We start from the raw sequence: 18,114 nt of genomic DNA, 5'->3' as shown, positions 1-18,114 counted from the left end.
TCTCGCGCAACAAGGCATTCCTTTAAAGCGCTTTGCCAAGGAGTTAAATATGATCACGCTTACCGTTAATGGTAATAAACATGAGTTTACAGGCGATCCGTCAACGCCGGTGCTTTGGTATCTTCGAGATGAATTAAATTTAACCGGGCCTAAGTTTGGCTGTGGTATGGCGCAATGTGGTGCGTGCACCATACATATTGATGGCGTAGCGCAGCGCTCGTGCATATTACCGGTATCGGCTGTAGTAGGGCGTAATATTACCTCTATTGAAGGGCTAAGCGAGCAGGGCGATCATCCTGTGCAAAAAGCCTGGGTTGAGCATAAAGTGCCGCAGTGTGGGTTTTGTCAGTGCGGACAAATCATGCAGGCGGCAAGCTTATTAGCCGCTAACCCTAATCCAACTGATGACGAAATAGTGAATAATATGTCGGGCAATATTTGCCGTTGTGGCACGTATCCGCGTATTCATAAAGCGATTAAGTCGGCAGCTAAAACCATGGCGGGCGTTGAATATTTTGACCCAAATGAACAAGGGGAAGAAGTATGAAAAACAACAATACGTACTTTGACCTAAACCGTCGCCAATTTTTAAAAACCAGCGCAATAGGCGCATTAGTATTAGGCACTTATTTTGTAGGCAGTGCACCAAAAGTGTTTGCAGGCGTGTTAGAGCAACCCTCTGAGCAAGCAAAACGTGCCAACTTATTTATAGCGCTGCGCCCCGATGGCATGGTTGAAATAACCTGCCACCGCTCTGAAATGGGCCAACAAATTCGTACCGCCATTGCCCAAATTGTGGCAGACGAAATGGAAGCTGCATGGGATAAAGTGGTTGTTATTCAAGGTAAGGGCGACCCTAAATATGGGGATCAAAATACCGATGGTTCGCGCAGTATTCGCTACAACATGCAACGCCTGCGCGAAATGGGCGCAAGTGTTCGCTACATGATGCAGCACGCAGCTGCTAAATATTGGAACGTTGGGCCGCAAACCTGTACAGCTAATCAGCACGTGGTTACCCACAGCTCGGGTAAAACGCTTGCCTATAAAGACTTAATTGACCTCGCGCTTGGTATTACCCCGCCAGAGCCTGACAAGTTAACACTTAAAACACGTAAAGAATGGCGTTATATAAATACCGGTATGGCGCACATAGATTTAACCGACTTAGTAACCGGTAAAGCCACATTTGCTGCCGATGTACGCGAACCAAAAGCGCTGGTGGCGATGATTGAGCGCCCGCCGGTAGTAGGTGGTGTGGTTAAATCGTTTGATGCCAGCGCCGCTAAAGCAATTAATGGCGTAGTTGATGTTATTGAAATGCCTGTTCCAAAAGGTGCGCCGCAATTTCAGCCAAAAGGCGGCATTGCTATTGTTGCTAAAAATACCTGGGCTGCATGGCAGGCGCGTAAAGCACTAAAAGTAGTGTGGGATGATGGTAAAAACGGCGATTATAATTCAGAAAACTTTAAAAAGTCGTTATTACAAACAGTGAGTGAGCCGCAAGCGCATGTGCGTGAAAAAGGCGATGCCACCAACATATTGGCTAAATCGAGCAATACGTTAGTAGCCGATTACTATGCGCCGCACCTAGCTCAAGCACCAATGGAACCACCGTGCGCTACGGCGATGTATCATAAAGACCGCGTTGATATTTGGGCTGCAACGCAAAACCCGCAAGCAGATATGAAAACCGTAGCCGCATTACTGGGTATGGACGAGAGTAAAATTAACGTACATGTCACCATGCTAGGTGGCGGTTTTGGGCGTAAATCAAAACCTGATTTTTCGGCAGAAGCCGCTTACATTTCAATGAAAGTAGGGCAACCTATTCGCGTACAATGGACGCGAGAGGATGATATACAACACAGTTTTTATCATGCGGTATCGGCTCAACATATTGAAGCTGCACTAGATGAAAAAGGTAACATAGAAGCTTATTTACATCGCACGGCGTTTTCGCCAATTATGTCTACCTTCCAAGAAGGGGCAACGTCGCCTGCAGGTTTTGAGCTGCGCTTAGGCTTTACCGATAACCCTATTAACTCACCTAATTTAAAGCTAGAAAATGGCGAAGCACCCGCTAAAACAAGAGTAGGCTGGATGCGCTCGGTATCAAATATTTTTCATGCTTTTGCTATTCAGTCATTTATTGCTGAAGCGGCGCACAAAGCAGGGCGCGACCAAAAAGACTATTTACTCGAAACCATAGGCCCTGATCGTATTTTAGATGTAACCGAGCAAAATGCCTCGTACGATAACTATGGCGCCGATAAAGACGTTTACCCATTAGATATTGGCAAGTTACGCCATGTTATTGAAAAAGTGGCTGAGATAAGTAAATGGGGCCGAAAGCTGCCAAAAGGTCGCGGGTTAGGTATTGCAGCGCACCGCAGCTTTTTAACCTATGTGGCTACTGTGGTTGAGGTAGAGGTATCGGACGCTGGCGATTTAAACGTGATTAAATCGTGGGTGGCTATTGATGCAGGTACGGTTGTAAACACCGATACCGTTAAAAACCAAACCCAAGGTGGCTCTATTTACGGTATTACAACCGCAATAAGCGATGGTATTACCTTTGATAAAGGCCGCGTACAGCAAAGTAATTTTCATGATTACCGCGTACCGCGTATGAGCGATTCACCACTAGAGGTAGAAGTAGAAATAATACAAAGCGATGCACCACCTGCTGGTGTAGGCGAGCCCGCAACGCCGGTTTACGCCCCTGCATTGTGTAACGCTATTTTTGCCGCTTGCGGTAAGCGTATTAGGCAACTGCCTATAGGTAACCAATTAAAAACGTAAATAATTACCTTTATTAGCCATAAAACAAAAAAACCGCCAAATGGCGGTTTTTTAGAAGTTAGCGATTAGTGAGTTTTTTCAAACTCATCTACTTCACGCTCTGCTTCTTCTTTAGATTTACCATACTGCTGCTGGATTTTCCCCACTAGCTCTGTACGGCTACCTTCAATTTTGTCTAAATCGTCGTCAGTAAGATCGCCCCATTTTTGTTGCGCCTTACCTTTAAGTTCGTTCCAATTACCTTTCATACGATCGCTGTTCATAAGTTTCTCCTTACTTAGATTTAATTAACGTTCACTATAAAAGGAGCAAGGCGTGTACCAATAAATTAAATTTAAATTTTGTATTTATAATCATGCTGTTATGTTTTATTGGCGCAGTAGCAATTAATATAGCGCGCATGTTCTTAAAAAATGTACAGAGTGGTTTGTAATTATTTCTGATTATGGTGCCCTTTATAACCACACAGCTTTAGCGGCGCGTTTATTTTTGGTTTTTGTTACAATGCATACAAAGCAATTTTGGATAAATAGCAGTGCTGCCGGTTCAAAACATATATCAACAACTTCTAACTACATTACAAAGTAACCCTATAACGTTATTACAAGCACCGCCTGGTGCAGGTAAATCAACCTGGCTGCCGCTACAGCTTATGCGCGACGGCCATTTTAAACATATTGTAATGCTTGAGCCGCGCCGCTTAGCTGCACGTAATATTGCCAATTACCTAGCACAGTGCCAAAACGAAAATGTGGGGCAGAGTGTTGGCTTGCGAGTACGTGGTGAGAGTAAAGTAAGTAGTAATACGCGCCTTGAAATAGTCACCGAGGGCATGCTGACCCGCATGCTACAAAACGACCCAGAACTTAGCGACATTGATTTACTGATTTTTGATGAGTTTCATGAGCGTTCAATTGCAGCCGATACCTCACTGGCCTTTGCTTTAGAGACCCAAAGTGCACTGCGTGACGATTTAACCATACTGCTTATGTCGGCAACCCTTGATGCAGAGCGCTATACGCAATTTTTTGATTGCCCAGTTATTCAATCAAGTGGGCGTAGTTACCCCATAGACGAAGTATACATACCCATAAAAGATGAAAGCCGTTGGCTTGATGCTATTCCCGCTTTAATAAAACAAGCACTAAACGAGCAAAGCGGCAGTGCGCTGGTGTTTTTACCTGGGCAATTTGAAATATTACGTGTGCAGCAAGCGCTTAATGATTTGCCAGGTAACTGCCTAGTTGCCACGTTATTTGGTGAGCAAGATAAAGCCAATCAGCAAGCGGCGATTGCTCCTGCACCTGAGGGAATGCGCAAAATAGTGCTTACCACCAATGTAGCCGAAACCAGCTTAACCATTGAAGGCATTCGCATTGTTATTGATAGTGGTAAACGCCGCGCTGCAACGTTTAACTTAAAAACGGGTGTAACTGAGCTTACAACACAAAGTATATCGCGCTCCTCTGCCGTGCAGCGAGCAGGGCGTGCAGGGCGAATAGAACCCGGTGTGGTTTACAGGCTTGGCTCAAAGCAAACCTTTGAGCGACGCAATAGCCACGATAGCCCCGAAATACTCACATCAGACATAAGCCAACTTATGCTTGAAGCAAAGCAGTGGGGCGCAAATATTAGCGAACTCACCTTGCTAGATATGCCAACAGCGCAGCAATGCACACAAGCAATGAGCTTACTAACTATGCTTGAAGCCATCGACGCCAAAGGTAAGCTAACCAAGTTGGGCAGCAACATGCTGGGTTTTGGGGCGGAAATTCGCTTAGCGCATATGCTTTTAAAAGCGCAGGCGCTTGAGGCAGAACTCCCAGGTATTTATCGCTTAGCAATTTATTTAGTGGCGCTGCTTGAAAGCCGAATAAGCAGCGCCAACGAGCTAAGTTTAGCGCTACATAGCCAGCAGCAAAGGCCACACCCAGTATTTAAACAGCAGTTAAAATACTGGCAAAGCCGCTTAAAAGTAACCGACAGTAACAGCGAGCTAAACACCGAGTATTTAGGCTTGCTGGTGGCATTAGCTTACCCCGACCGCATTGCAAAAAAACGTGGCAATGGTTACTTACTTGCAAATGGAGCGGGCGCTGATTTAAACACCGATTACTGGCATAACGATGACTACCTGGCTATTGCTAGCATGGGCGGCCATAAAGGCACGCGTATTTTTGCAGCCACTGCGCTTAGCCCATTTGAGCTACAAGATTATTTACCGCACTTATTTACTACGCTTACCCGCTGTGAGTTTGATGAAAAAACCGCGCGCTTTATCCACCAAGACGAAGTAAAACTCGGTGCCATTACGCTTACAAGCCAACCAAGTAAGCAAAAGCTTGATAAAACAGAGCGCGCTAAAGCGTGGCTTAATTTATTTACTAAACACGGCTTTGCATTATTTAATGAACAACCCGATGCACAACAATTATTAATACGCATGAGTTTAGCCAGTCAGTTTATGCCCGATACGTTCCCGGCAATAAGCGAGCAGCAACTTATCGAAACAGCTGACGATTGGTTGGGCGTGTACTTACAGGACATAAAAACACTCGATCAGCTTAAAAAGTTTAACTACTTTGAAGCACTGCAAAATTGTTTTGACTGGACTCAGCAAACAGCCCTAAAAACACTGTTACCGCTTAGGTTAACGGTACCGAGTGGCTCAAATATAAAAATTAATTACCAACTAGATGGCCCTGCAAAGTTAAGCGTGCGCATGCAAGAAGTGTATGGCTTAACCAGTACGCCAGTGCTTGCTAATGGCAAGCTGCCACTGCTTATGGAGTTACTATCGCCGGGTAAGCGTTCTTTACAGCTTACGCAAGATCTTGCGCACTTTTGGGCTACCAGTTATCGCGATGTACAAAAAGAAATGAAAGGGCGTTACCCCAAGCATTTTTGGCCAGACGACCCAGCCAACAGCGTGGCAACTAATAGAGTGAAAAGCAAAATGTAGGTGTTAGTTACATAATGTTATTTGTTTGATTATTGAACGTTCTAAGGTAATGTACCTATAAAATATATTTAGCTACAGGGAATAGTCAATGAGGTTACTTTTAACATTAGGTTTGGTATTGGTTGCTAGCTTTACAGCCGGAGCTGAAGAGTCATTTGATTTAAAAACATTTGCGCAGCATTACTACAAAACCATGACCGCCACGCAAACCCCTAATGCAGGAGCTAAAGAGCTTGAAACCTACCTTGCTTTATTAACAGACGATGTAGGCAGCCAGCATATACCTTATCAAATAGATGACTCTCGCACTGCTGATGGTAAAAAACAAATGCGCAAAGGGATGAGTTTTTATTTAGGCGCGCATACCCACTATAAAAGTGAGTTACTCAATACCTTTATATTTAACAATAGCGGCTTTGCGATTCGTTATAAAAACCACGCTAAAGGTATTCACCCACAAAGCAAACAGCCAATAGAGTACACATCAGTAATGATGGAAGTAATAGAGGTTGAGAATGGTAAAGTGGCGATGATCCGCAAATACCACGAATAACTTTTTTGGTTAAACCTCTTTGCCGCCGTGTTGCTCTGCTAAGTCATCAAGCTCTGCAGAGGTGTAATCAAACCCGCTTTCATCATACTCGTAAGTAACTTTTACACTGTCGCCACCATTAAATAAGCGTGTTTTAACTTGGTTTACGGGCCAATCTTTTAGTACATGCACAAAACGGTTGGCAACTTGCGAGGATTCAAAACGGTAGCGAATGTCTGTTTTCATAAAAAAGGCTCTGTCATTATATGGCTTAGCTAAAAGTGAGTAGTAAAGTTACACATTTAATGCATTACCACCTCTCATGGTCTTTAGTATACCTTTAATCAATAGGCTGATATAAGCCCGTAACACAGTATGTAAAGCAAAAATTTACCCACAACCGCTATAAGTGGCTCGCTATTGAAGTAAATAATAATTGTTGACCCAGCTTTTTATCTAAAAAGTTAAAACATCTTTATTTCTGCATAATCCTAGTATTGAATTTACACATTAATAACTTTTTCACTAAATTACCTACCTAAAGCGCCAAGTTAAAATATTAAGCTATTGTAAGTAAAGTTTTTAATACACTTGATAGATGTGGATGATTGACCCATTACTTAATATTTAACGTATTGAATCACCTTATTAAATAGTGACTTTAAAATAAGGTTTTTGTTCTAAAAAATAAAACTATTTAAAAATTTAAACAAAAACTAAACATTTAGGTTGATTGTTAGTTATTTGTAATTAGAATAGTCGCTATTACAAATAAGAATGATTCACATACAATATTAGGATTCAACATGAATTTGCGTAAATCTCTCCTTGCTAGTGCAGTAATTACTGCAACTTTGGGTTTAACTGCGTGTGGTGGCTCAAGCTCCAACGATAGCGATGAAACACCGACCACACCAACAGTGACTAATTCGGCACCTACTGCAATTAGCTTATCAACATCAGCTGTAACAGAAGATGTAGTTGGTGCAGTTGTCGGTACTTTAAGTGCTACCGATGACGATGCAACAGGTATGGTATTTACGCTAGCTGATGATGAGCAGTATTTTGAAATTAACGACAGCAATGAATTAACGCTTAAAAGCGCATTAGCGCTTAATGCTGAGCAAGTAGAAACCCTAGATGTAACAGTTACCGCAACCGATGCCGGTGAGTTAAGCTTTACGCAAACATTGAGCGTATCTGTAACAGATATTGAAGCGCAAGATGGCGTAAATGTTTACGAATTTGCTTCAACAGTCGATACAAGCAATTCGGCTGTAAGTTACACAGGGCAAGTGGCTCGCCATGCGCTTTCGGCGCAAATTAAAGCCTACATAGGTTTATTAGATGTAGATTACATCGAAAGTAATGGCTTGACAGGCGATGCTGTAAAAGCGCAGCTAATGGCGTATTGGAGTGATTACGAAGCCGTAAAAGATAATAGCTTTTTGTTTGTTGATGGCAGCACAACGCTACAGCAATCATTTGCTGAAATTTCAAGTTCAGGTAAATCGTTAACGGGTAAAGTTGCCGGTAATGACGCAACAAAAATGGAAGAAGACTGGCTAACAGAAGGCACATTTGAAGGGTGGAGTGACTTTGGTACTCAAGCTAAAACACCTGAAGGCCTTATTTTTCATTACTTTGATTTATTAGCAGCTAATGTAGATGCAATAGCAAGCGGCACACAATCTGAAGATGTAAATGGTAACGACATTACAGCAGCTTATATTACAACAAGTGGCCTTGATTTAAATCAGCTTATTCAAAAACACACATTAGGTGCGTTAATGTTCTCGCAAGGTACAGATGACTACCTAGACGAAGGGCTTGAAGAAGATAACACCGATGCAGCAGCCGCTGGCACTAATTACAGCACTTTAGAGCATCAATATGATGAAGGTTTTGGTTACTTTGGCGCAGCTCGTCATTACTTAGAGTTTAGCGACGACGCTATTGCTGATGGTAGTGCAAACGCAGATGTTGATGGCGATGGAAAAATAGATTTAGCCAGTGAGTACAACTGGGGTAATTCAGTCAATGCCGCTAAACGTGATAACGGTGCAACAGTTGCGACTGACTTTAGCAGCGCAGCAATGACGGCGTTTATAGCGGGTCGTAAAATTATTAACGATGCAGCACCAAGCGCATTAACTGATGAGCAAAAAACGCAGTTATTAGCACAGCGCGATATTGCTGTAGCTAATTGGGAAAATGCAATTGCAGCGACTGTTGTTCATTACATTAACGATACATTAGCTGACATTGATACAGTGCAAGGTACAGAGGCAAGCGCTGAAGATTTTGCTAACCTAGCTAAGCACTTTAGTGAAATGAAAGGTTTTGCACTGAATTTTCAATTTAACCCATTTTCACCTTTTTACAGCGACGATAACGCAGGTAAATTTGCCGAGCTACATACGTTACTAGGTGAGGCGCCACAGTTAACAGATGCCTACAAAGCACAGTTAGTTGAAGCGCGTGATTTGATGCAGCAAGTATACGGCTTTGATGCACAAAACGTTGAAAACTGGTAATTACCACCTGTTTTAGCACCAAGGAAGGTCAGCCCACGGGCTGGCCTTTTGCCGTTTAATTTTCGAAGTTTTTAGGGTTGAAATAATGATCAATTATGCAAAAAAAGGGGTCGTAGTTGCAGCAGCTGTTTTAACACTTAGTGGCTGTGGTGAAAGTAGCTCAAGTAGCACGGGCAGTGATTTTCAAGGTGGTGATAGCGGGCAAACTACGACGCCTGTGGTGACAGAGTTTGATGAAGCACAACTGGTTGCTAACTTAGTCGACAATGTAATAACACCTACGTTTGTTTTGTTTAATCAACAAGCACAACTACAAACGCAAGCAGTAGCCAATTACTGTCAAGCCGAATTGCAAAGCGTTCAAGAAAGCTCTGAAGAGGCCATAGCACTGCGTACTCAGGCACAGCAAGCATGGCTTGATACCATGGCGGGCTGGCAGCAAGCCGAAATGATGCAAATGGGGCCATTACTTGATAACTCAGGCCAATTGCGCAATCAAATATACTCTTGGCCTACGTTTAGCCGTTGTGGGATAGACCAAGATGTGGTGTATAACCAAGACGGAGTGATAAACCAAGATCAAAATCGCCCGTATGATATTAACGAAAGAACAGCAACACGTAGGGGTTTATTTGCACTTCAGCACGTGTTGTTCAACGAGCAATTAGATCATCACTGTACTGTTGCTAACGAGGCGTTGGCTGATTGGAATAACCGTACTGATCTGGCGCGTCGCCAGGCTCGATGTGAGTTTGCGGTGGTGGCAAGTGAAGATGTTTTAAACTCCTCAGCACAATTATTACAAGCTTGGCAAGGTGATAACGGTTTTGCGAATGAGTTAAAAAATACAGGAGACAGCGGTGCGCGCTTTAGCACTACTCATGAAGCACTTAACCATATTAGCGATGCGCTGTTTTACATCGATACACTCGTAAAAGATAAAAAATTAGCAGAGCCAATTGGAATTTTTTCAAATTCGTGTGGTACCTCAGCGTGCCCTGAAGATGTAGAAAGCCTAGATGCAAAAAGTTCTTTAGATAATATTCGTAACAATTTAACCGCGTTTGAAGCGTTAATAATAGGTAATTTAGAAGGCGCAGAGGCGGGCACTGGTTTTGACGACTTTTTAGATGCAGAGCAAGCACAGGCAACAAAAACGCGCTTAATAGAAGGCATTGCAGCACTAAAGACTACACTTAGCCAAATTGATAGCTCGTTAGCAGATTTACTCATAAGTAATGAGCAACAAGTACGTGATGTGCATGGCGAGGTGAAAGTACTTACTGATGAACTTAAAAATGACTTTATCAATGAATTAGCACTTGAGCTACCTACTACTTCTGCAGGCGATAACGACTAAGGGCAACAATGAAATACAATAAACTTACAATTGCATTGCTTATGGCCGTAAGTTGCCAAGCAGTTGCAGAGCAACAAAGCGACATAGAGCATATTCAAATTATTAGCCACAATGACAAGCTACGTACCGAGGCGGGATCCGCCACTTTGATTGGTGAAGCGCAGCTTGAACAATTTGAATTTGATGATATTCACCGTATTTTATCGCAGGTTCCTGGCGTAAATATACGTGAAGAAGATGGCTTTGGGCTAAGGCCTAATATTGGTTTTAGGGGCGTAACCCCGGAGCGTAGTAAAAAAATCACGATATTAGAAGATGGTGTTTTAATTGGCCCTGCGCCGTATTCTGCTCCCGCGGCTTATTATTTTCCGCTAACTACACGCATGACTGCGGTTGAGGTATTTAAAGGCCCAGCTGCCATACATTATGGCCCACAAACGGTGGCTGGTACGCTTAATTTAGTGTCGCGCCAAGTGCCAGATGATGCCAGTGGTATGCTTGATGTATCAGCAGGGTCTGATGGTTATAAAAAAGCGCACGCGTATTATGGCAACCGCGAAGGGCAGTTTGGCTTTTTAGTTGAAGGAGTACACCTAGAAAGCGACGGATTTAAAGAGCTTGATGGCGCTCAAGACACCGGCTTTGAAAAAGATGACCTATTAGTTAAATTAGATTACAAACTCGATGGTGAGCAGTTTAAGCAACGTTTTGAGTTAAAATTAGCGTACTCAGATGAGCTTTCAAATGAGACTTATCTTGGTTTAACAGAGGATGATTATAATCAAAACCCATACCGTCGTTATGCAGCTAGTGGCCCTGCTAATATGGACACGAAGCATACGCAAGTTATGTTTACTCATCAGTTGAGCACTGACAATTTTGCACTGACTACCCGAGCGTATCGTAATGACTTTGAGCGTGCTTGGTTAAAGCTTAACTCAGTTACTAACAGCAGTGGCAGTTTGTCAGATATTTTGGCCGACCCAACGCGTTTTGAACGTGAATATAGCGTTATTAGTGGTCAAGCTGATTCGGTTCAAAATGGCGAAAGCAATGTGTTTTTGACCATGGGCACTAACGACAGAGCCTTTTTCTCTCAGGGGATTCAGTTTGATGGCGATTGGCAAGTGGCGGCATTTGGGCTTGATCATTCTCTCTCATTTGGGGTTCGCTTTCATCAAGATGAAATAGAGCGTGACCACTTTGAAGACACCTACGCTATGGTTAACGCGGTTAACACCCGCACAGATACTACAAGTGTATTTACAACGCAAAATACGGAGTCTACCGACGCATGGTCTGTTTATATCGAAGACAAAGTGACGTTCGATAAGTTAACACTCGGTGTAGGCGTGCGCGGTGAGTTAATGGATATGTCGTATCAGAATGATTCGCCGGGGCAAGAAAACGATTGGCAAAATAAATCGAGCCGAATTTGGCTACCTGGCTTAAGTGGTTTTTATCAGTTATCTGAAAACGCAGGGTTATTATTTGGTGTACACCAAGGCTTTGTGCCATCAAGTCCATCGAGCCCAGTGCGTGAAGGGGATGATGAATTTGAAAAAAGCGTAAACTATGAATTTGGTGGCCGTTATAACGATGGTAATCGCCAAATTGAGGTGGTTAGCTTTTTTAACGATTACTCAAATTTAGTTGAAAGCTGCGGACAATCAAATTGTGGAATTGCAAACGAATTTGACCGTGAATTTAGCGGTGGTGAGGTGGATGTGTGGGGCCTTGAGTCTCAATTTGCACAAACCTTCTCACTAAATGAAAGTATCGATATTCCTGTGCGTTTAACGTATACCTATACGCAAAGCGAATTTAAAGAAGAGCTATTTAGTGAGTTTACACAGTGGGGGCACATACGCCCAGGCGATCACCTACCGTATTTGCCCAATCACCAGGCTGCACTTAGCTTAGGGCTTGCACATAACGATTGGTCTGTAGATGTATTAATAAAATACACTTCAGATATGCCAGAGGCTGCGGGTGTTGCTTATTCAGCGGGCGAAATTGGCAATACAACAGGCAACGACTTTGCTATGCCATTAGCCGGTGTTGATGTGCCATCAACTACGGTTGTTGATATTGCAGCACGCTACGAGCTTGATCAATATGGGCATATTTACGCAAAGGTAGATAACCTGTTTGACCAAGATAATATTGTTAGTCGTCGCCCGTATGGTGCACGTCCTGGTAAGCCTCGCAGTGTTGCTGTAGGTTATAAATACCAATTTTAAGAGGTAAGTAATGCTCGAGACTTTATGGCAAACACTGTTACAAACGCCTAATTATTTGTTTGATGCCAATAAACGCATATTTATTGGCTATAGCATTGCGGCGTTAGTTATTGCTATGTTGCTGTATTTCTCGGGCCGCACCCAACAAAAAAAGCGCACTTGGCGAGGGCTGGGGCGTTATTTATTTAGTAAGCGTATTTGGCTTAGTAAAAGCGCCAAGCTTGACTATCAATTGTTAATTATAAATCGTTTACTCAAAGCCGCGCTATGGGTGCCTATAGTGTTAACTATGGTACCTGTGGCGATTGGCGTAAGCGATGCCTTGCAATGGCTTTTTGGGGAGCGTGCGGTATGGCAACTGCCAAGTACTGTGGTGCTAGTAATATTTACTGTACTGCTTTTTATATTTGATGATTTAACCCGCTTTTTATTACATTTAGCACTGCATAAGGTGCCGTTTTTGTGGCATTTTCATAAAGTGCATCATAGTGCGTTAGTGCTCACCCCAATGACTATTTATCGCAGCCACCCATTTGAAAGCTATTTATATGCGTGTCGAATGGCGTTAGCGCAAGGTTTTGTGGTGGGCGTTTGTGTGTATTGCTTTGGCCGAAACTTAACTATGCTAGATATTTTTGGCGCTAATGTATTTGTATTTGCCTTTAATGCGTTAGGCGCTAATTTACGCCACTCTCATGTATGGTGGAGCTTTGGTAAAAAAATAGAAAATTGGTTTATTAGCCCAGCTCAGCATCAAATTCATCACAGCGATAACCCAAAGCACTTTGACCGTAACTTAGGCTCTGCTTTAGCCATTTGGGATAGAGCTTGTGGCACGCTAATAAAAGCGCATCAAGTAGGTAAAATTACTGTGGGCGTAGGCAATAAAGACCGTGGCCACAACAGTGTAATAGATGCGTATTGGCGGCCAATTTACGAGAACCTACAAACGCCTTGGCAGCGTGTGGCTAAAGCCGCTAATAAGGTGAATATTTATAACAAAAAAAAGCCCATCATTGAGGTTAATATTAACGATAAAACAGTTAAATAGCGCTCGGTTACAAAAAATAAAGGGTTAAGTTGTAAATTTTGTGTTTCAATAATCGCATCAAACTCGGTACATACACGCGTACCTTCTTAAATTTACGATGACGATTTAACATGTATTACAAATCAGTTTTATTGGCAAGTAGTGCCTTATTACTCAGCGCCTGTGGTGGTTCTGGCGGCGATGATACGCCCACCGTTAATTCAAATAAAGTACCTACCTTGTCCGTATCCAATATTCCTAGCGAATTAAAAAAAGGACAAACCATTGAGCTAACTGCAACAGCAAGCGATGAGGATGGCACTATAAGCAGTGTGATTTGGCAACAAACTGCAGGCGTAACGTTATTGAGTGAGCCACTAGAAGCGTTAAGTACCCGCCTTACAATACCTGCTGCACAAAGCTATGCGCCCATAACATATTCATTTAGTGTAACAGCCACGGATAACGAAGGGGCTACAAGCACTCAAGCCGTTACATTTGTAGCTAAAAACAGCATGGATATGCACAGTGCTGCTAGGTTATTACACCAAGCCAGTATGGGCCCAACGCTTGCTGAAATAAATAATGCCCAGGGTTTAAGTGAGCAACAATGGCTCGATAACCAAATAGCACTGCCAATTGGCTACCACCGTGACTACCTTGTCACACTTGAAGATGATGAAGACTTTAAATACATAAGCCGTATAGATGCATGGTGGAAAGCGGTGCTACAAAGTGACGATCAGCTGCGTCAGCGCGTTGCATTTGCACTAAGTGAAATATTAGTTGTATCGGATGAAAATAGCGATTTACGTGCGCAACCACAGGGCATGGTTACTTACTACGATTTATTACTTAAACATGCATTTGGCAACTTTAGAGAGTTACTCGAAGAGGTAACGCTTTCGCCAATTATGGGCACGTACCTAAGCCATTTAGGGAACGAAAAAGCTGATGAAGCACTTAATATTCGCCCAGATGAAAACTACGCCCGCGAGGTCATGCAATTATTTACTATAGGGCTTGATGAGTTAAACCTTGATGGCAGCGCTAAGCTAGATACAAACGGCAATAGCATAGCAACTTACGGGCAGGCGCAAATACAAGGGTTTGCGCGTGTATTTACAGGCTGGACATTTGCAGGCAGTGAAATTTTTAAACGCGTAAGTCGCGATTATATTAACCCTATGCAAGCCTATAGTGAGTACCATTCGAGCAAAGAAAAAGTTCTGTTGAATGGTGAGGTTATACCTCAAGACTATGGGCCGGAGGAGTCGCTAAAAATAGCCCTCGATAATTTGTTTAATCACGATAATGTAGCGCCATTTATTTCTAAGCAGCTTATTCAGCGGTTAATTACTTCAAACCCGACTGCGCAATATGTAGAGCGCGTTGCTCGTGTGTTTAATGACAATGGAAGCGGTGTACGAGGCGATTTAGCCGCAGTTGTTAAAGCGATTTATTTAGATGATGAAGCGCGACATTTTGGCAGCGTACTTAGCTATCAAGGTAAAATTAAAGAACCGCTTTTAAAAACCGTACAGTTTTGGCGAAACCTTAATGCTAAGTCACTACAAGGGTATTATAAAACGTGGAACCTGGTTGACAGCTACGGACAAGGCCCAATGCAGTCAGCGTCTGTATTTAATTTTTTCAGACCAGATTACCAAAGTGCGACTTTGCGCTCCCAAGGGCTTGTCGCCCCCGAATTACAAATAGCTAACGATGCGACTTTAATAGGCACAATGAACGCTCTATTTGCAAGTTTAGTTTGGAGTACCGCTGAAGCGCATACCGATTTAAACCCAGCCGGTATTTATGTCTATGTACAAAGCGATATGGATTACTTGGCGCAAAATGGCATTAATGCACTGATAGAACAATATAATACCTTGTATTTTGCCGGCAATATGAGCGCTGATACTAAGCAAGCCTTGCTTGATTTAGATGCTTATTTTAACGAGGAGCAGTACCGTGTAAGGGTTTCGTACTTGTTATACATGATTGCTATTTCACCAGAATTTAACGTGCAGTATTAGGAGCGCATAATGAGCATTAATAGAAGGCAATTTTTATCATTATGTTTAAAAGGCGGGGTATCGGCAGCCGCTTTAACCAGTTTACAGCTACAGGCGCTAACGGGCGCAACTAATGCAATAGAACTTGGTGATTATAAAGCCCTAGTGTGTGTGTTTTTATACGGCGGAAACGACTCACTTAATATGCTGCTCCCCCTAGAGGGAGAGCAGCGCAGTTTATATGAGCAAAGTCGGCAAAACCTCGCAGTAGAAAATCCTTTGTCGCTAAGTGTTAGTTCGCAATTTGCAGGTGGTGTGGGGATCCACCCTTCACTTGCGCCTTTACAGAGTGTGTTTGAGTCGGATGATTTAGCCTTTATTGGCGGCGTAGGCACTTTGCTTACTCCCACTACATTAGCTGACTATAAAAATAACGCAGTACCTTTACCTAAGCATTTGTTTTCACATAACGATCAACAAGCTTCATGGATGTACGGCCGAGAAAAAGCCTCTTTAAACAGTGGGTGGGGCGCACGTATGCTCGAACGGTTAGCTGTGCATGACGAGTTTGCGGCAAATATCTCTCTCGATGGCACAAACTTATGGCAAACAGGCACAAATACCAGTGCTTTTGCGCTTAACAAAAGTGGTATAAGTACGATTAACGCCTTTGGTGGTTATCAGCCGCGTACTGACCACGTTACTAATATAATGAATCGTGTGTTAGGCAATGCAAGCCATGTGCTTGGGCGTGAATATGCTAATGGCTTAAATAGTGCAATTACCAATACGCAAACTATGAACAGTGCGCTAGAACAAGCACCTGACCTAATTACTTCTTTTAGTGATACTAGCTTGAGTGAGCAGTTAGCTGCGGTGGCTAAAACGATTAGTGTGCAGTCGTCGTTAAGTACTCAGCGCCAAGTGTTTTTTGTCTCTATGGGGGGATTTGATACCCACGATGATCAGCTTACGGCACACCCAGCGTTATTAAATACGCTAGCTCAAGGGCTTAGCGAGTTTAATAGTGCCATGAAAGAGCTAAACATGAATGATAAAGTTACCACATTTACTATGTCGGACTTTGGCCGTACGCTCACCTCAAATGGAGATGGCACTGATCATGGCTGGGCGGGTAATCAAATAGTAATGGGTGGTGCGGTAAAAGGACGTAATATTTATGGTGAGCTACTTACTCAGCAGTTAGAGGGCGAATATGATACCGGCGGTGGGCGGTTAATTCCGCAAGTGGCTAACGAGCAGTACTTTGCAACGCTCGCGCAATGGTTTGGTGTGCCTGTTTCAGAGCTGGTTGATATTTTTCCTAATTTAAGTCACTTTAATAGCGAAACCTTGGACTTTTTTGTGTAAAGATACTGATATGTTAACTGCAGCGCTTACAGCGAGTTGGTATCTATAATCAGTGACGTTGGCTGTTGATTGTAATCTAAATCCCGTGTTAGGCAGTATAACGTAATGGTTTCAAATACTTAAAATTAAAGATCACACATGATTAAGGAATCATAATAATGAAAATTTTAGTGAGCTTAGTAAGTTTAATCGCTTTTTTACTCGTTTTACTGCCTGGGCCTTTGTATAAGTATGGGGTTGTTGAGCTCAGTACTGCGTTTGCAGGCTTTAGATTTGGTGTGTATGTGGGCGGCGCTGCATTAGTGCTGCTTGTTATACAAGTTATTTTTATGCGTAAAACGCTTAGCATAGGCAGCACTTTAATGGCAGTGGTGTTTGCAGCCATCGCGATTGCAATGCCACTGAGCATGATGAGTAAAGCTAAAAGCGTACCAGCGATCCATGATATTTCGACCGACTTAATTAATCCACCAAAATTTGTGGCAATTGTACCGTTGCGAGCGGATGCTAAAAACCCAGCTGAATACGCAGGAGAAGAAACAGCCAGGCAGCAACGCAAGGCTTACCCTGAGCTAAAAACTCTAAATTATGCACAATCAAAAACAGACTTATTAGCTGCTACAGAACAAGCGGTTAAAAATTTAGGGTTTGAGCTTGTTAATGTTAATGCGGCTACGGGTATTGTAGAGGCAACGGATACTACCACATGGTTTGGTTTTAAAGATGATGTAGTTGTGCGTATCAATGACGAAGGCAGCCAACGCTTTGTAGATATACGCAGTAAGTCACGCGTGGGCCGAAGTGATTTAGGAAAAAATGCTGAACGTATACATTCACTCATTGATGAGATAAATACGTTACTGGATAAGTAACCGACATTTAAGTTAAAAAAGCCCAACCTTGTTGGGCTTTTTTGGTCAGGGTTGATTCACAGCGTTAGTGTAAACACATCAAAGTGCATACCGCTATTATTTGAGAGGCAGCCCTTATGGGATTGCTTTTAGAATAAAGCACTGAAATAAGCGAAAAGGTATACGACTTAAATTTTAGCCGCTCTTTTTATATGCTTAACAAGCTTGGGCGGTGGGCTGCTGTTTATTAAGTTGCAAGTAGCTTAAAAACCACATTACTAAGCCACCTAAAAACAGCGCAGCTGCCACATATCCTGTTTGATTAGGTGCTGCACCTTGTGCAATAACAGCCCCGCCAACCCAAGGGCCAATAGCATTTGCGGTGTTAAATGCGCATTGTACTAA

13 protein-coding genes and 1 pseudogene are annotated in these 18,114 nt (G+C 42.8%); 11 read left to right on the top strand and 3 right to left on the bottom strand.

Annotated features, from left to right (window positions below; genetic code table 11):
* Positions 1-49 precede the first annotated feature (49 nt).
* Positions 50-547 carry a (2Fe-2S)-binding protein gene (locus tag AN393_RS05630; RefSeq protein ID WP_055017565.1) on the top strand — a complete coding sequence of 166 codons (498 nt, stop codon included), beginning with the start codon at positions 50-52 and terminating at the stop codon, positions 545-547.
* The gene (locus AN393_RS05625; protein ID WP_055017564.1) at positions 544-2,805 is read left to right on the top strand and encodes a xanthine dehydrogenase family protein molybdopterin-binding subunit; all 2,262 of its coding nucleotides are present in this window, start codon (positions 544-546) and stop codon (positions 2,803-2,805) included. Before AN393_RS05630 ends, AN393_RS05625 begins: the two co-directional genes overlap by 4 nt.
* Before the next feature lie 65 nt (positions 2,806-2,870).
* Here the strand turns inward: AN393_RS05625 and AN393_RS05620 are convergent, their stop codons facing one another.
* The gene (locus AN393_RS05620) at positions 2,871-3,068 is read right to left on the bottom strand and encodes a CsbD family protein (protein WP_002958133.1); all 198 of its coding nucleotides are present in this window, start codon (positions 3,066-3,068) and stop codon (positions 2,871-2,873) included.
* Positions 3,069-3,340: 272 nt separating this feature from the next.
* Here AN393_RS05620 and hrpB point away from each other — a divergent pair, with 272 nt between their 5' ends.
* Both hrpB and AN393_RS05610 read left to right on the top strand, forming a co-directional pair.
* Entirely contained in the window at positions 3,341-5,767 is a 2,427-nt protein-coding gene (gene hrpB / locus AN393_RS05615; protein ID WP_055017563.1) for an ATP-dependent helicase HrpB, read from the top strand.
* Between the two features lie 88 nt (positions 5,768-5,855).
* Entirely contained in the window at positions 5,856-6,320 is a 465-nt protein-coding gene (locus tag AN393_RS05610) for a nuclear transport factor 2 family protein (protein ID WP_055016801.1), read from the top strand.
* A 9-nt stretch (positions 6,321-6,329) separates the two neighbouring features.
* Here the strand turns inward: AN393_RS05610 and AN393_RS05605 are convergent, their stop codons facing one another.
* Positions 6,330-6,545: a hypothetical protein gene (locus AN393_RS05605; RefSeq protein ID WP_055016800.1), complete on the bottom strand. Its 216-nt coding sequence runs from the start codon at positions 6,543-6,545 to the stop codon at positions 6,330-6,332.
* A 560-nt stretch (positions 6,546-7,105) separates the two neighbouring features.
* Here AN393_RS05605 and AN393_RS05600 point away from each other — a divergent pair.
* The 7 genes from AN393_RS05600 (at position 7,106) to AN393_RS05570 (ending at position 17,730) form a co-directional block, all read left to right on the top strand.
* The gene (locus tag AN393_RS05600) at positions 7,106-8,836 is read left to right on the top strand and encodes a DUF4856 domain-containing protein (protein ID WP_055016799.1); all 1,731 of its coding nucleotides are present in this window, start codon (positions 7,106-7,108) and stop codon (positions 8,834-8,836) included.
* Positions 8,837-8,921: 85 nt separating this feature from the next.
* Positions 8,922-10,196 (top strand): imelysin family protein, encoded by a 1,275-nt coding sequence (locus AN393_RS05595; RefSeq protein ID WP_082422678.1) that lies wholly within the window; start codon positions 8,922-8,924, stop codon positions 10,194-10,196.
* Between the two features lie 8 nt (positions 10,197-10,204).
* Positions 10,205-12,439: a TonB-dependent receptor domain-containing protein gene (locus tag AN393_RS05590; RefSeq protein WP_055017562.1), complete on the top strand. Its 2,235-nt coding sequence runs from the start codon at positions 10,205-10,207 to the stop codon at positions 12,437-12,439.
* A gap of 10 nt (positions 12,440-12,449) precedes the next feature.
* On the top strand, positions 12,450-13,490 hold the full coding sequence (locus AN393_RS05585; protein ID WP_082422677.1) for a sterol desaturase family protein: 1,041 nt from the start codon (positions 12,450-12,452) through the stop codon (positions 13,488-13,490).
* 110 nt (positions 13,491-13,600) lie between these two features.
* On the top strand, positions 13,601-15,508 hold the full coding sequence (locus tag AN393_RS05580; protein WP_055017561.1) for a DUF1800 family protein: 1,908 nt from the start codon (positions 13,601-13,603) through the stop codon (positions 15,506-15,508).
* A gap of 9 nt (positions 15,509-15,517) precedes the next feature.
* On the top strand, positions 15,518-16,858 hold the full coding sequence (locus tag AN393_RS05575; protein WP_055016795.1) for a DUF1501 domain-containing protein: 1,341 nt from the start codon (positions 15,518-15,520) through the stop codon (positions 16,856-16,858).
* A gap of 158 nt (positions 16,859-17,016) precedes the next feature.
* Positions 17,017-17,730 (top strand): DUF1499 domain-containing protein, encoded by a 714-nt coding sequence (locus AN393_RS05570; RefSeq protein ID WP_055017560.1) that lies wholly within the window; start codon positions 17,017-17,019, stop codon positions 17,728-17,730.
* Positions 17,731-17,925: 195 nt separating this feature from the next.
* On the opposite strand, the pseudogene AN393_RS05565 reads toward AN393_RS05570, so the two are convergent.
* Positions 17,926-18,114 (bottom strand): annotated as a pseudogene (locus AN393_RS05565) (MFS transporter); the annotation flags it as partial.

Origin of the sequence: Pseudoalteromonas sp. P1-25 (assembly GCF_001401805.1) — a bacterium.
GTDB lineage: Bacteria > Pseudomonadota > Gammaproteobacteria > Enterobacterales > Alteromonadaceae > Pseudoalteromonas.
The sequence above is the reverse complement of the archived record's forward strand: the minus strand, read 5'-3'. Positions and strand labels throughout refer to the sequence as shown.